Origin of the sequence: Serratia sp. CY33802 (genome assembly GCF_052169095.1) — a bacterium.
GTDB classification, from domain to species: Bacteria; Pseudomonadota; Gammaproteobacteria; order Enterobacterales; family Enterobacteriaceae; genus Serratia; species Serratia bockelmannii.
Genome location: NZ_JBJNLL010000005.1, coordinates 205,342 through 218,356 on the forward strand (window position 1 = coordinate 205,342; position 13,015 = coordinate 218,356).

Below are 13,015 nucleotides of genomic sequence, written 5' to 3' on the forward strand. Positions count from 1 at the left end.
ATGCATAGCCTCCAATGAACAAGGGCGCGGCGAGCCGCGCCCTTGGGCTGTCAACGGAACAGCGTTTGCGCCCAGAGCGCCAGCCCGGCGGTGACCGAGCCGAAGTCGTTGCCGCCGACGATCGGAATGCCCGGCAGCTGCTGTTGCAGCGCGGCGCGCAGCAGGGGTGAGCGTGCGCTGCCGCCGGTCAGGTAGATCACCTGCGGCGCGGTCTGGCTGCTGGCCAGCGCGGCGCTGACCTGCTCCTGAATGCGCATCAACGGCTGCGAAATGGCGTCGGCGAGCTGAGCCTGGCTGATGCTCTCCGCCAGATCGGCCTGCACGAAATTGAGCGGCGCGCTGATGGCCGTTTGGCCGGACAGGGCGATCTTACTCTCTTCGGCCGCCCGCACCAATCGGTAGCTCAGGCGCTGTTGGTACACTTTCAGCAGGCGTTTGACCTTTTCCGGCTCCGCCGCGTCGAGGATCAGATCGCGCAGGACGCGGCCGTTGGCGGCGCTGTAGAAGTCATTTTGCGCCGGCACGTCGTTGGTCGCCACCGCGTTCCAGTAAGGCAGCGCCGGCAGGGCGATGCCCTTCGCGGTTTCGCCGCCCAGGCCGAACAGCGGCATCAGCTGTTTGAAGGCCAGCATGATGTCCAGATCGTTACCGCCGACCCGGCAGCCGCTGTGGCCCAGCAGGCTCTGCTGGCGATCGGCGCGGTCGCGCCACTGCGGCCCCATCAGCAGCACCGAGCAGTCGGTGGTGCCGCCGCCGATGTCTACCACCAGCACGGTTTGCTCTTCGCTCAGCGTCGCCTCGAAGTCCAGCCCCGCCGCCACCGGCTCGAACTGGAATTCAATGTCCTTGAAACCGGCACGTTCGGCGGCGCGCTGCAAAATGCCTTGCGCCTGCCGGTTGGCTTCGTCGCCGCCGATGCCCTGGAAGTTGATCGGCCGGCCGATCACCGCCTGATCGATGCCGGTCTGCAGCACGTTTTCCGCCTGGCGTTTGATGTGGAACATCATGGCGCACACCAGGTCTTCGAACAGCGCGATCTGCTGCGGTTTCAGGCCGTTGGCGCCGAGGAAGGACTTCGGCGAGCGCACGAAGTACACCTCTTCGGGATCTTCCATATAGTGCGCCAGCGCCTGCAGGCCGAACAGCACGCTGTCGCCGTTGACCGGAATGTCTTCTTCGCGGTTGTAACTGATGGCGCGGCGCAGCAGCTGCTGGTTTTCTTCGCTGCCGGTCGGCACCTGCCAATGGCGGTGCAGGCATTCGCTCACCGCTTCGCGGGTCGGCGCGCACAGCATCGAAGGCAGATACGGCTCGTTGTTTTCCAGCGTCAACAGCTCGGGGCCGTGGTCGCGCATCACTGCAACGGAACAGTTGGCTGTCCCGTAATCGAATCCAATAAACATCTCTTTTTTGTCCCCATGCCAATGAAGGGGGGCGACTTTACCCGAGACGGGGCCGGCGGGCAATGCACCAATGCGCGAGTGTCGAAAAATTTAGCGGGCGCGGCGGCGGCGTGCTTAACTTAATGTCCGAATTCCGCACGTCAGCGCGTCAGGCGAGCCCCATAATGCAGAAAAAACCGAACCCGAGCGTTGCCATGAATACTCAACAGCAAGCGTTGTACGACGCGCTGCGCGCGCGTGACCGCAAATTCGACGGCCGTTTTTTCGTCGGCGTCTCTTCCACCGGCATCTATTGTCGCCCGGTGTGCAGCGCCCGCACGCCGAAGCGGGAAAACTGCACCTTTTATCCGAGCGCGGCGGCGGCTGAACTGGCGGGGTTTCGCCCCTGCCTCAAATGCCGACCGGAACTGGCCCCTGGCCTGGCGCTGATCGATCTGGGCAACCGCTATGCCCAGGTGGCGGTGCAGCTCATCGAGCAAGGTTATCTGTCCGAGCACAGCTGCGAAGCGCTGGCGGCGCGGCTGGGCATTTCCGATCGCCACCTGCGGCGTATCTTCGCCGAACAGTTTGGCGCTTCGCCGATCGATTACGCGCAGTCACACCGGTTGCTACAGGCCAAGCGTCTGCTGGCGGATACCGACCTGCCGCTCAGCGAGGTGGCGTTCGCCGCCGGTTTCGGCAGCCTGCGGCGTTTCAACGAGCTGTTCAAGGCGCGCTACCGCCTGATCCCGTCGGCGCTGCGCAGCGGCGGCGCGCGCGGTGAACGGGCGGCCGCCAGCGGGTTGGTGTTTCACCTGGGCTATCGGCCGCCCTATGACTGGGCGCGCATGCTGAATTTCTTGCAGGCGCGCGCCGTGCAGGGCGTGGAGCGGGTCGAGGGGCGCCGCTACCTGCGCTCGATCGCCGTCAGCCAGGGTGGCACTGAACACCGCGGCTGGTTCAGCGTGCAGCCGGAAGAGGCGCGCAATCGGGTTCGGGTCGAGATCGCGCCGACGCTCAGTCTGGTGACGACGGAGGTGTTGCGCCGGGTCCGCTTGCTGTTTGATCTGGACGCCGCGCCGGATCGCATTAATGAGGCGCTGGGCTCGCTGGCGGCCGATGCGCCGGGATTGCGCCTGCCGGGCTGCGTGAACAGTTTCGAGCAGGCGACGCGTGCGGTGCTGGGGCAACTGGTCAGCGTGAAAATGGCGGCGACCTTCGCCGGGCGGATGGCCGAACGTTGGGGCGAAGCGCTGGCGACGCCGCATGAGGGCATCACCCACGTTTTCCCCACCGCAGAACGGGTGGCGCAGCTGCAGCCCGAAGAACTGCGCCCGCTCGGGGTGCAGGTGAAGCGTGCGGCGGCGCTGATCGAGATCGCCCGCGCGCTAGGCGAAGGACGGCTGCAGCTCGATAACGTGCTGGATATCGAACAGGGCATCAAGGCGCTGACCGCGCTGCCGGGCATCGGCAGTTGGACCGCCAGCTATATCGCGATGCGCGCCTGGTCGTGGCCGGACGTGTTCCTGGCCGGCGACTACCTGATCAAACAACGTTTCCCTGGCATGACGCCGCGCCAGATTGAACGCTACGCCGAGCGCTGGCGCCCGTGGCGCTCTTACGCCACGCTGCACCTGTGGCACAACGGCGGCTGGGCGCCGGAAGGGGAGAGTTGAACGTGGCTAGCGGGGGGCGTCGATCAGCTGCAGCAGGCGGCTCATGCCTTCACGCATCAGGAACGCCAGCAGCTTTTCCCGTTCGGCCGGCGTCAGGTGATAGTAATACTCGATCCAGACCCGTATTGGATCCTGGCGTTTGACGTCGTAGTCCGGATGATCGGCCTCGTGCAACGCCGAGAGGCTGCGCGCGCCGAATGGCAGGCTGTCGATATGGTATTCCAGCGCTTTGCCCTGTACGCCGCTGCGGCGGCGACTGACCCAGCCTTCTCGCCGGGCCATCAAATTGACTCCTTGTGGGGTTGAGGGCAACCCCGCCTTCCCCATCAGTTCCCTGGCGGAAAACCATTTCTTTTCCATAGTCCCTTATCCTGAGTCATCACATGTCGAGGAAAATCAACGGATACGCTGATACTCGCATGGGCGATTCATCTTACTTAATCGTTTAAGCCTAAGGTGTTATTTATATCACTAATCTCGTATGGGTTAACACAATGTGAAATACGGGGGAGTGCGGCGGCGCCCGTGCGACAGCGCCGGTGAGGAAGAGGGATTAGCGAATGCCGAAATAACCGTCGCTGAGCAACACCGCCAGCGGCTGCTCCAGCGCCACCTGATCGCCGTCCGCCAGATCGATGCCGATATCGCGCAGCGCCTGCAGCGTCACCGGCTGGTGGGCCGGCCCGGCGAGCGTCTGCGCCTTGATTCGATGCGCCGCGCCGTTGAGCATCGCGACCATCAGCTCGTCCATCTGGTTGCAGTGCACGTTGGTGATAAAGCGCTCATCGATGCGAATGATGTCGATTCTCTGGTCGCTGAGCTCATCGAACGCATTGATGTTATGCCCGAAGCCGTTGACGATCAGCCGGCAGCCCTGCTGCTGCAGTTCGCGGAGAAATGCCCGACACTGCGCGGCGTGTTCCAGTATCGCGGCCTCGTCGACGCTGAACAGCAGCGCCTGCGGCGGCAGCGAGGAAGCGCGCACCGTTTCCGTCAGCTCGCGCTGGAAGTCGGCGCTGAGCAGACTGTCGATAGCCAGCGGCAGCGCGAGCGACAGCCCTTTGCGTTTGATGTCGTCGGCATATTTCACCAGCAGTTGCGCCGCCGTCCAACGGTCGATGTCCGGCATCAGGCCGTACAGCTGCGCGGCGGCGATGAACGCCTCGTGCGACAGCGGGCACTCGTCCGGCGCCATCACCTGCAGCTTCACCTGGTGAAACGCGGCCGACAGCGGCGTCGCCGGCGGCGCGACCGCGTGAGTCAGCAGCCGCAGTTGCCCCTCGCTGATGATCGTCTGCACTTCCTGCAGGCTCAGCACCTCGTGCTGCCGCTCCAGCCGTTGTTTCTGCCGCGTTTCGTACAGATAAACCTGACCGCGCCCCTGGTGCTTGGCGGTGTAGCAGGCGATATCGGCCTGCGCCAGCAGTTCGCTGCTTTTGGCGTCGGCGCTGATGCGTGTGATGCCGGCGCTGGCGCCGACGCGGTAAATCTTCCCTTCCCAGTAGAACGGGTGCTGGCTGATTTGATTAACCACTTGCTGCACCAGCGACTTGGCCTGTTCCAGCCGGCAGTCGTACAGGATCAGCCCGAACTCGTCGCCGCCCAGCCGGGCCAGGCAGTCGCTATGGCGCAGCTGATGCTGCATCAGCTGGGCGATGTCCCGCAGCAGGGCATCGCCCGCCGCATGGCCGGCGGTGTCGTTCACCGCCTTGAACCGATCCAGATCGAGGAACACCAGCGAATGCGGCGACGACGGTTCCCCGCCGGCGACGATCGCCGCTTTCAGCTGTTTCTCGAAGCGGGTGCGGTTCGGCAACCCGGTCAGCGCATCGTGCGAGGCGCTGTAGCTGAGTTTTTTCATCAGTTCGCGCGAAGCGGTGACGTCCTGCAGCACCATCACCGCACCCATGGTTTCCCCGTCGAGGGTTTTCAGCGGTGAGACCGACTGCTGCACGTCGAAATAACGCCCGTCGCGGCTGTGCAGCACCAGCGCATAATCCGCCGGCCACTGCCGTGGGTATTGCGTGAGGTTTTCGATTTCCGGGCCGTCTTTGCCGTTGGTCAGGCGCACCACGCCGGCGACGGGCATACCGATCGCCAGTTCGAGCGGCCAGCCGCACATCTGTTCCGCCACCGGGTTCATAAAGGTGATACGCAGGTGGCTGTCGGTGGAGATCACCCCTTCGCCGATGGCGTCGAGAGTGATGTGCAGGCGCTCCTTTTCTTCGTGCAGCGCCTCGGCGAGGCTCTTGAGCTCGGTCATGTCGATATTGGTGCCGATCAGGCGCAGCGGCCGACTCTGATCGTCGAGGATCACGTTGCCCTGGCCGCGGATATGGCGCACTTTGCCGCCGCGCGTCGTGATGCGAAACTCCATGATGAATGGCCGCGGCTGCGCCAGGATCTCGGCCAGTTCGCGATCGGTGCGCTCGCGATCTTCCGGCACCAGCAGGGTGCGCCACAACGCCAGCGTCGGCGTTTGGTCGGGGGTGAGATCGTAGAGTTCGAACATGCGCTGATCCCAGGTGAAGTTTTCCTGGCCCATCACCCATTCCCAGATGCCGACGCCGCCCACCTGGTTGGCCAGCGTGATGCGCTCCACCAACCGGTTGTTCTCCGCCTCGCTGCGCTTAAGGTCGCTGATGTCCTCCACCTGAGAGATGAAGTACAACGGCCGGCCTTCGCCGTCGCGCACCAGCGAGACCGCCAGCAGCGCCCAGACCGTCTGGCCGTCGCTGCGGATATAGCGCTTCTCTAGGGTGTAGCTGCTGATATGGCCGTCGAGCAGTTCGTGCAGTTGGGATAGGTCGGCGTTCAGATCGTCCGGGTGGGTGATCTCTTGAAAGGTCAGGCGATAAAGTCTTTCGGGCGGATAGCCGAGCAGCTTGCACAGCGCCTGGTTAACCTGCAGCCATTTGCCCTCCGGCGACACCAGCGCCATGCCGATGGCGGAATACTCCAGCGCGCTGCGAAAGCGGCTTTCGCTCTCGACGATATGTTGCTTTTCCACCCGGAATGTGTGCATCACCATCGCCATGGCGTGCGCCGGGATCAGGATCAGCAACATCGGCAGATAGAGGCCGAGTTCGCCCAGGAAAGTGTGCCGGGAAGACGTAAGGCGCATCAGGCCCAGCGACAGCAGGACGGTGATCAGCAGGATTGTACAGAAACAGACGGTGAAGGTTTCGAAGCGCGACAGGGCGATAGCCGCCCACAGCAGCGGCAGGATGACGAAGGTAAAGGGGAAGGGCAGATGCGTCAGCGCCAGATAGCTGAAGGCCAGCGATCCCATCAGGGTCAACAGCAGCGGATACGGATTCAGCCCAGCCAACAGGCGGCGGTGATAGGTGAGCCCGAGCGGCGCCAGCGACAGCACCCCTATCGCCTCAGCGATGAACCAGGTGCCGAACGATTGCCAAAACGTCTGGTCCGGCGTGGGGGTCAGTCCGGCGGCCAGCAGCGCGCTGAACAATGGGGTAAATATCACCGCGCAGACCACGAAGCGCAGCCAACAGCCCAGATCGCTCAGCGGATCGATCGCCGGCAGCGTGCGGCGCAGCAGCAGAGCGCACACTGCCGCTTCCAGCTGGTTGATGGCGGCCAGCTTGACGGGAATGGCGCTGAGGCCGAACAGCAGGAAGCTGGCGAGCACGATGCCTGTGCCGCTGGCCAGTAGCGGCAAACCCCAATGACGCGGGGGATGGCGATACAGCACGGCGATCGCGGCGGCGGTCGGGAACCACAGCGGCGTGAAGTGATGAGCCTCACTGGATAACGACAGGCTCAGCAAGGCGAGCAAAAACGTCGCCAGCGCCACGAACAGGGAATGCGTCAGCACGACGCCTTTGTGTGTGCCGAACGTGTTCGGCGCGCTGATCTCCATAGACACCCTTACCAATGGCCTCTGCCTGTGATTGAATTCATGACGTGAATGAATTAAGACGATTTATTGGCAAAGGGTAGTACAGCGTGAGAGGAAAACCTACCGGGAGGGCCGACTTTACTGCATTAGCGCAGGCCCGGCGACAGAATGACGAGAAAGCCGGCGCGGGGCCGGCTTTGAGCGTCTTACAGCAGGAACAGGGTGGCGAGGCTGAGGAAGATGAAGAAGCCGCCGGTGTCGGTCAGCGCGGTGATGAGCACGCTGGAGCCGACCGCCGGATCGCGGCCCAGTTTGAGCATGGTCATCGGGATCACCACGCCCATCAGCGCCGCCAGCAGCAGGTTGAGCAGCATCGCCAGCGTCATCACCCCGCCCATCGCCGCGTCGCCGTACAGCAGCCAGGTGATCACGCCCATGATGCCGCCCCACACCACGCCGTTGATGATGGCGACGCCCAGCTCCCTGAGCATCAGGCGCGAGATGTTGCCGACTTCAATCTGGTGCAGTGCCAGTGCGCGCACAATCATGGTGATGGTTTGGTTGCCGGTGTTGCCGCCGATGCCGGCGACGATCGGCATCAGCGCCGCCAGCGCCACCAGCTGGGAAATGGTGTGTTCGAACAGGCCAATCACGCGGGAGGCGATGAATGCGGTGCAGAGGTTGATCGCCAGCCAGGCCCAGCGGGTTTTGACCGCTTTGCTGACCGGGGCGAACACGTCTTCTTCCGGGCTTAAACCGCCCATGCGGCGCAGGTTGGTGTCGCTCTCTTCGTTGACGGCGTCGACGATCTCTTCGATGGTCAGGCGGCCCATCAGTTTGCCTTTGGCATCAACCACCGGGGCGCTGATCAGGTCATAACGTTCGAAGGCGCCGGCCGCATCATCGGCCTTGTCCTCAGGCTGAAAGGTGGCGGGATCGCTGTCCATCACGTCGCGCACCGGGATCTCCGGATCGTTCAGCAGCACCGCGGTCAGCGGCAGCTCGCCCAGCAGGGTGTTTTTGCGGTCGGTGACGAACAGTTTATCGGTGGCGTCGGGAATGGTTTTGCGCATGCGCAAAAAGCGGTGCACCGCGCCGAGCGTGACGTCCGGCCGCACCGTCACCAGTTCGAAATCCATCATCCAGCCGACGCTGTCTTTGGCGTATTGGCTCATCTCGCGCACCTGGGCGCGCTGCTCCGGCTCCAGCGAGGTCAGCAACCGGCCCATCAGGTTACGCGGCAGGTATTGCGCCAGGTAGGCCTGTTCGTCGACATCCAGCGTTTTGATCGCCTTGAGCAGGTCTTTGTCGCTCATTTCCTCGATCAGGCTGTCCCAGACCGGCTCGGCGACTTCCACCAGCGTCTGGCCGCGCTTGCTGTTGCCCACCAGCCGCCACAGCGCCATGCGTTCGTCCTGCGGCAGCGCTTCCAGCAGGTCCGCCAGGTCGGCGGCGTGCATATCGTCCAACAGGCCGGTGATTTCCGCCGTTTGGTTCAGCCGTTCGCTTTGGCTGAGGGCGTGTTCATCGCCTGGCCGGCCGAGAATGCCGTCGACCAATTCCTTATTGTTCAACAGCAGAGTGAGAATGCGCTGGCGGTGTTCAGCGACTTTTTTGACGTTATGGGTTGCGGCTGACATGGTGTTCCTTAACGGGCGCTCGGCGTTCCTGACGCAGGCTCATTAAAAGATAGAGCATAGCGGGTGCCGGAGTCATTTTTATGAAACGGACGGGGCGCGGCGGTTATTCAGAGGTGGCGTCCTGTTGCGGCGCGCTGACTTCGGCGGCGTTTTGCGCAGCGGCCTGCTTTTTTTCCTGATGATGAGGCACCGCCACCACGGCGGCGTACAGCAGTCGGCCGACTAAAATGATAAAGCTGATAAACAACACTATCTTCGTCATCTGTCCGGTGGTTTTCTTGCGCATATATCACCCGGTATGCCGGTGTCCTGTGTTATTCGCTCGAGAATTTGTAACCGGATTTTAGGCGCTGATGACAAAAGTTGTCCATTTTTTTCCGGCGGGCGGCGCGCCGTATTAGGGTTTCGTTTAGATTGGCGGAGCGGGGGCGGAAAGAAAAACCCCCTGGCTGGCAGGGGGCGGAGGATCAGGCGGAGCGTTGTTCGTCTTGCGAGCCTTCTTCGTCGATCAGCAGCTTCCAGCCGACGACGTCGTTCCAGTAGGCCTGCTCGCGCTCGAAGTCCAACTGCACCAGGTTGTTTTGCGCCAGGTAGCCGGCCGGGAAACGCAGCGTCCAGTGGTTGTCGTCGGTGGTCAGGCGCAGCGTTTCCGGCGTGGTGGTCGACTGGCGCTGGTTGTTGAGCAGGGTGCTCAGACGCAGCAGCTGGATCAGCGGCAGGTAGTGTTTCTTTTTGAACAGGTTGAGGCGCGGCAGCTCTTCCAGCTTGATCGCCTTGCGGTGGAAACGCACCAACGCCGCCAACAGCAGCTGCTGTTCCTGGTTAAAGCCAGGCAGATTGGAGTTTTGCAGAATGTAGGCCGAATGGCGGTGCATGCCGCTGTGGTTGATGCTCAGCCCCACTTCGTGCAGCATGGCGGCCCATTTCAGCAGGGCCTCCAGCTGCGGATGCGCCAGCTTGGTGTTTTGCGCCATCCACTGCGAGTAGAGCAGTTCGGTGGTTTCCAGCACCCGCTTGGCCTGTTCGCGGTCGATGTTGTAGTGATCGGCCAGACTCTTGGCGGTGCGGCTGCGGATGTCCTGGTGGCGGAAACGGCCTTCCATTTCATACAGCACGCCTTCGCGCAGCGCGCCGTCGGACAAGCGCAGATCGCGGATCGCCAGCGCGTCGAACACGCCGCACAGGATAGCCAACCCCGGCACGAATACCGATTGGCGGTCTTCCGACAGCCCCGGCAGGCTCAGCGAGCCGAAGCTTTTGAACTGCAGCACCTGTTCGGCGAGCATTTCCAGGCGTTCGAGGGTGATCAGACCGTCTTTTTCGCCCATCGCCACCAGCACTTCGTGGGCGGCCTTGATGGTGCCCGAGGCGCCCAGCGCGTACTGCCAGCCCTGAATGCGGTACTGCCAGGCCAGCGTTTCCAGCTTCTGTGCCGCCGCCAGCCGCGCGCGGCGGAAGTTGTTTTTGCTGATCTCTCCGCCCGGGAAGAACAGCTGGGCGAAGCTGACGCAGCCCATGCGGCGGCTTTCCGCCAGCAGCGGCTCGAAGTCTTCGCCGATCACCAGCTCGGTGGAGCCGCCGCCGATGTCGATCACCAGCTTGCGGCCTTTCTCCGGCTGGGTGTGTTCCACGCCCATGAAGATCAGGCGCGCCTCTTCCTGGCCGGCGATGATTTCGATCGGGTAGGGGATCACTTTGGCGGCGCGCTTGAGGAACACTTCGGCGTTCACCGCCTGACGCAGGGTGTGGGTCCCGACGATGGTGACGTTATCCGCCGGGAAGCCCTGCAGCCGTTCGGCAAACAGCGCCAGGCAGGCCAGGCCGCGTTCTATCGCCTCTTCACTGAGTACGTTGTTGCTGTCCAATCCGTCGGCGAGATGTACCCGTTGTTTCAAACGGCCCAATACCTGTAAAGCGCCGTTGACGACGCGGGCGATCACCATGTGGAAGCTGTTCGACCCGAGGTCGATGGCGGCGATTTCCTGCGGTTTGTTCGATGCAGTGTTTTTTAGCGGCATAGTTGCTGGCCTACTGTCCTGGTTGTTCCAGAGCTTTTAAATACTCGTAAATAGCCACCTGGGCGCGCACTTTGCGGCGGTTGCCGCGCGGCACGTACTGGTTGCTCAGTTCTTTATCCACATAACGGGCCTTGACCGTATCGCTGAACAGGATCTCCAGAATGTCCAGAACGCGCTGTTTCAGCGCCGGATCCAGCAGCGATACCGCCACTTCGATACGGTAATCTATGTTGCGGGTCATCCAGTCGGCGGAGGACAGATACACCCGTTTGTCACCTTTATTGTCGAAAACGTAAACCCGATCGTGTTCCAAAAAGCGATCGACGATGCTGATCACCTGAATATTGTCGCTGATCCCCGGCAGGTTGGGAATCAGGGAACACATGCCCCGCACCAGCAGGCGGATCTTCACGCCGGCGCCGGACGCGGTATATAACCGATCTACCAGTCCTTTATCCACCAGATTATTTATTTTCAACATAATGCCGGCCTGTTCCCCGGCCTGCGCGTTGGCGATTTCGTTGTCGATCAGCTCATACAGCTTCAGGCGCGAGTTCTGCGGCGACACCATCAGGTTGTCGAAGGTGACCGGCCGGTAGGGGTTCTCGATAAAGTTGAATACCCGGCGCACCTCGTTGGTGATGCGTGAATCGGCGGTCAACAGCGAATAGTCGGTGTAGATGCGCGCGGTTTTTTCGTTAAAGTTGCCGGTGCCGATATGAGCATAGCGCACAATTTGATCGCCTTCACGGCGCGAAATCAGGAACAGTTTGGCGTGGATTTTCAGCCCCGGCGCGGAGAAGATCACGTGTACGCCGGCTTCGGTCAGGCGCTTCGCCCAGTGAATGTTGGCCTCTTCGTCGAAGCGCGCCTGCAGCTCGACCACCACCGTGACCTTCTTGCCGTTGTGCGCGGCGTGGATCATCGATTCGATGATGCGCGAATCTTTCGCCACTCGGTAGATGTTGATTTTGATCGCCAACACGCTCGGATCGAACGACGCCTGGCGCAGCAGCTCCAGCACGTGCTCGAAGGTGTGGTACGGGTAGTAGAGCAGCACGTCTTTTTCACGAATGGCGTCGAAGCCGTTGCGGAAACCGTCGAACCAGATGTGGCGCAGGCGCGGCAGCGGCTTGTTGACCAGATTGGCCTTGCCGACGTTCGGGAAACTGATGAAATCTTTGAAGTTGTGGTAGCGGCCACCGGCGATCACCGAATCGTAGTTGGAGATGCCCAGCTTGCCGCGCAGCAGTTCCACCATTTCGTTCGGCATGTCGCGCTGATAAACAAAGCGCACCGGCTCGGCGGTCAGGCGCTGTTTCAGGCTGGAGGACATCAGTTCCAGCAGGCTGGATTCCATTTCGGTGACCAGATCGTACTCCGCGTCGCGGGTCATTTTCATCGAATAGGCGTTGAGCGCATCGTAGTCGAAGAAGCCTTTGAAGATTTCATCCAGGCAGTAACGCAGGATGTTGTCCAGCAGGATCATCGGCTTGCGGCGGCGCGGCGCTTCCGGCGGCAGATTGACGAAGCGCGGCACTTTGTCCGAGGGGATCTCCAGCAGCGCATAGTCGGTGCGGGCGCCGCGGATGATCTCCACCGCCAGATAGGTGTAGTCGTCTTTCAGGAACTGCACCAGGTTGGTGTCGTGGTTGATCAGGATCGGCGTGATGTGCTGGCGCAGATGTTGTTTGAAATATTGCCGCAGCCAGATTTGCTGGTTCTCGGACACCTGGCGTTCGTTGATCAGGAAGATCTGGTTGCGGGCCATTTCCAGCAGCAGATCGTTGTACAGGCCGTCGAACTCCTGATCGGTTTTCAGCACCTTGGCCTGGATCTTTTTCAGCAGGTGGCGCGAGGAACCGGCGGAGCCTTGCTCTTCGCTGATCAGGATGCGCCGTTTGAGATCGGCGAAGCGGACTTTATAGAACTCGTCGAGGTTGTTGGAGTAAATGCCCAGAAAACGCATACGTTCAATCAGGGGATTGCTCTTATCTGCGGCTTCCTGCAACACGCGTTCATTAAAGGATAACCAGCTTAGTTCTTTTTCGATGTAGAGCTTTTCCTGACCCATTGCCACTCCAGTTCAAATTTAGAATAGGATCCGGGACGCAGCGCCCGGATGCCGCTCTAGTGTCCTTCATCATTATTGCGAGAGATTGACAGGAAAGTCCAACATATCCATTGCGTTGGCGCGCGGCGTTTTTCGGCGGCAATAAATTTTCCCCGCGGCGGGATGCTCGGCAGTAAAACGATCAGCATGAAATGACGGCTAGCAGGCTTATTCTTGGCGTTATAAAGCGTGTTTATGGTCATTTTTCAGCAATATATCAAATTCATATTGTCTGTTGGCAGTGTAAAAAACCTGGGTTGAGTCGGGTAACTTTGTCATGCAAACGTCATAAAACTGACATAAGATGCCCGGTTATCTTACGGC

Annotated in this window: 8 protein-coding genes; 1 reads left to right on the forward strand and 7 read right to left on the reverse strand. The window is 61.4% G+C overall.

The window, feature by feature from the left end; genetic code table 11:
- Positions 1 to 50: 50 nt before the first annotated feature.
- Positions 51 to 1,403 carry a molecular chaperone gene (gene yegD / locus ACJ8HA_RS17260; protein WP_442515412.1) on the reverse strand — a complete coding sequence of 451 codons (1,353 nt, stop codon included), beginning with the start codon at positions 1,401 to 1,403 and terminating at the stop codon, positions 51 to 53.
- Positions 1,404 to 1,567: 164 nt separating this feature from the next.
- Here yegD and alkA point away from each other — a divergent pair, with 164 nt between their 5' ends.
- Positions 1,568 to 3,058 carry a DNA-3-methyladenine glycosylase 2 gene (alkA, locus tag ACJ8HA_RS17265; RefSeq protein ID WP_025303854.1) on the forward strand — a complete coding sequence of 497 codons (1,491 nt, stop codon included), beginning with the start codon at positions 1,568 to 1,570 and terminating at the stop codon, positions 3,056 to 3,058.
- Between the two features lie 6 nt (positions 3,059 to 3,064).
- Here alkA and ACJ8HA_RS17270 read toward each other — a convergent pair whose 3' ends face one another.
- The 6 genes from ACJ8HA_RS17270 to ppk1 all read right to left on the reverse strand — a co-directional run bounded on the left by ACJ8HA_RS17270 (position 3,065) and on the right by ppk1 (position 12,652).
- Positions 3,065 to 3,418, reverse strand: a complete 354-nt coding sequence (locus ACJ8HA_RS17270) for a DNA-binding protein (protein ID WP_049209521.1) — start codon at positions 3,416 to 3,418, stop codon at positions 3,065 to 3,067.
- 193 nt (positions 3,419 to 3,611) lie between these two features.
- The gene (locus ACJ8HA_RS17275) at positions 3,612 to 6,941 is read right to left on the reverse strand and encodes a diguanylate cyclase (RefSeq protein WP_442515413.1); all 3,330 of its coding nucleotides are present in this window, start codon (positions 6,939 to 6,941) and stop codon (positions 3,612 to 3,614) included.
- Between the two features lie 185 nt (positions 6,942 to 7,126).
- A complete protein-coding gene (mgtE, locus tag ACJ8HA_RS17280; RefSeq protein WP_442515414.1) occupies positions 7,127 to 8,560 on the reverse strand; it encodes a magnesium transporter in 1,434 nt (477 codons plus the stop codon).
- 103 nt (positions 8,561 to 8,663) lie between these two features.
- Positions 8,664 to 8,846, reverse strand: coding sequence for a YfgG family protein (locus ACJ8HA_RS17285; protein ID WP_197811300.1), 183 nt, complete (start codon positions 8,844 to 8,846; stop codon positions 8,664 to 8,666).
- Positions 8,847 to 9,027: 181 nt separating this feature from the next.
- Positions 9,028 to 10,578 (reverse strand): exopolyphosphatase, encoded by a 1,551-nt coding sequence (gene ppx / locus ACJ8HA_RS17290; RefSeq protein ID WP_025303850.1) that lies wholly within the window; start codon positions 10,576 to 10,578, stop codon positions 9,028 to 9,030.
- A gap of 10 nt (positions 10,579 to 10,588) precedes the next feature.
- Complete coding sequence (ppk1, locus tag ACJ8HA_RS17295; protein ID WP_264383679.1) at positions 10,589 to 12,652, reverse strand: polyphosphate kinase 1; 2,064 nt, start codon at positions 12,650 to 12,652, stop codon at positions 10,589 to 10,591.
- Positions 12,653 to 13,015: the final 363 nt, after the last annotated feature.